1 protein-coding gene and 1 pseudogene are annotated in these 2,432 nt (G+C 32.7%); one reads left to right on the top strand and one right to left on the bottom strand.

Features of this window, described 5'->3' with window-relative positions:
* Window positions 1–276 precede the first annotated feature (276 nt).
* Window positions 277–1,068, top strand: a pseudogene (locus BAQ44_RS08305) (sulfotransferase family 2 domain-containing protein).
* Between the two features lie 38 nt (window positions 1,069–1,106).
* Here BAQ44_RS08305 and BAQ44_RS08300 read toward each other — a convergent pair.
* The gene (locus tag BAQ44_RS08300) at window positions 1,107–2,036 is read right to left on the bottom strand and encodes a DMT family transporter (RefSeq protein WP_071721467.1); all 930 of its coding nucleotides are present in this window, start codon (window positions 2,034–2,036) and stop codon (window positions 1,107–1,109) included.
* Between the last annotated feature and the right edge of the window lie 396 nt (window positions 2,037–2,432).

The following is a 2,432-nucleotide window of genomic DNA, read 5'->3' as shown; positions in this document are numbered from 1 at the left end:
CGTTTCACGTTGTTTGTTTCGTTCAGTTTTCAAAGAACTACTTGGTCGCTCATTTGCGACTTCCTTATATTAACATCTTCGTTAGTTAATGTCAACTAAGTTTTTCATTTTGTTTGCCGCGTTCTGCGTTATTGCATCGGCGACTTGTTTTATATTACACCTCTATTTAACAATAGTCAACAACTCTTTTTCATTTTCTCAAAAAAACATTCACTGCTCATAGCCCTTCCTTATTTTTCATACATATAATTATGATAACTGAAAGGAGTGTAGAGATTGCTTGATTCTTCTATGTTACACATCATCAATGCTAATTTCAGAAAACCACACTACCACAGAAACTTCCCTCTCATTCTATTTTGGAGTCAAAAAAAGTGGCTGCACTTCACTTGCTAATTGTTTTTTTACCAGATTGATTTATTACAAACAGCTTTAAACTATAATCCTTTCATTCATAATTACGAATATGACATATATAAAAGTACACCCGCCTACGATGTACGGCTAGGCATAGCATTACGAGATAAACAAAAAGAAACTTTTAAACTTGTTCGTAATCCTTTTAAAAGAGCCGTTAGTTCTTTCGTATCCTTAATCGCACCTCCCTATGTAGAAAACCCAGAATGGCAACCCATTCGAAAGTTTTTATATCAAGATGAAAATTCTCCTAAAGGAATCTCATATAAACAATTTTTATATTACCTACTCGCCAAAGATGCTCATACAGATGATATGAATCCGCATTTTACACAACAATACATACTAGGTGAAGAAGCATATGTAACCGACTATATTTACTTAGAGGATTTTGATCAGGAAATACAAAAGTTAGAGAGCCACTTTGAATTAAAATCTGCACCCATAAATAAATTATCAACATCCTGGCATCATCAGACTCCCGCTATGATCTATAGGGGGAATTTTAGCGAAGCAAGTATTACTGATCCTTTATTTCCTCGCTACCCTACTTTCGAAGGTTTTTATGATACGGAATGTATACAACTCGTTCAAACAATATTTCAAAATGATTTCGATACGTATAGATATAGTAAAGAATATCCATACTGATTTCAATCTATCACCTTTGCCAAATATAAAAAGATACCTTATATATTAGGTATCTTTTTAACATTTAAACTATTCTTCTTTAATAAATTACCTATTTTTTGCTTATCTGCCCATCCTACTCCTATTAAAACTAAGCTTCCCCCTATCATTATCTTCCACGTTAAAGATTCATCTAATAGAACAATTGAAGTAACAATACTTATTAATGGTAATGCATTTAAATATAACCCACTTACCGATGCCGAAACCCTCTCTAGCGCTTTGTTCCAAAACCAATACGCCAAAATCGTTGCACCTATAACAAGATACATTACGCTAAATACTGTCTTCCATGTTTCAATCTTTGGAAAACCATAATAAAAGATTTCCCCCATTGCAAAAGGCAATAAAATAACGGCTCCAATAATTAAAGTTAGCGTTGTAAAAACATTATTAGATAAATATCGCTCTTGCTTCGGGCGTTTTAACAATATCGTATAGAAGGCAAATAAAAAAGTGCTCAATAAAATAAGTATATCCCCTATTAAAGAGACCTCTTGATCAGTATTGTCAGAAGGAACAGTAATCAAGAGCACACCTATAGCTCCTAGCATAATGCCAATCCAATAATTCAACTGAATTTTCTCCTTTAAAAAGAATGCCGAAAAAAGAATTGTAACTAATGGCAATGCAGCATCAATGATACTAACATGCAATCCACTTGTTAAAGAAATACCGTAGGATGTGAACATAAAATACCCAGCTACACCAGTAAAAGATAGTAAACTCATTCTTTTCCACGGGACCTGTTTATGTACAACTGATCTTTTTAATTGTTTAAATGAAAATAGTAAACAGATTCCACCCGCGAAGAAAAGGCGAATAAACAGCAAAGTAAATGGTTGAATAGATTCTAATGCCCACTTTGTTGGCGCAATAGCTGCCCCCCATAATATAACAGCCACTAATAACATGCATATTTCTTTCATAATCCCCCACACCCATCAAAAAATATATGTTAACTATCTTAATTATAGATTTTTTCTCATGTGAAATCTTTTAAAAATGAAAAAACGTTATGTGAAAAACAGCTGAATAGCTATTTTTTACATAACGTTTTCATATAAAGAGTAAAATTTTTTAGTCATTCTACAACTCAGTTAACATAAAAAGGTAATTCTTACCTTACACTAACATTTAAACATATTACTTTATCACCTTTTACGACACCTATCGCTCAAATTTTAATTTAGACAGTCCCTATTTCATCTTTAAGATTACTAAATTTACGTATTATGACATTCGGTAAATAAAAACAAACACAAAAAAACCTAAGTCGAATCGACTTAGGTTTTTGCTTGGCGACGTCCTACTCTCACAGGGAC

Source organism: Bacillus mobilis (genome assembly GCF_001884045.1).
In the GTDB taxonomy this organism is placed as follows: Bacteria; Bacillota; Bacilli; order Bacillales; family Bacillaceae_G; genus Bacillus_A; species Bacillus_A mobilis.
The sequence above is the reverse complement of the archived record's forward strand: the minus strand, read 5'-3'. Positions and strand labels throughout refer to the sequence as shown.

Coding starts and splice junctions, on each gene's coding strand:
- BAQ44_RS08300 (WP_071721467.1), bottom strand. CDS start 2,036: ATGAAAGAAATATGCATGTTATTAGTGGCTGTTATATTATGGGGGGCA.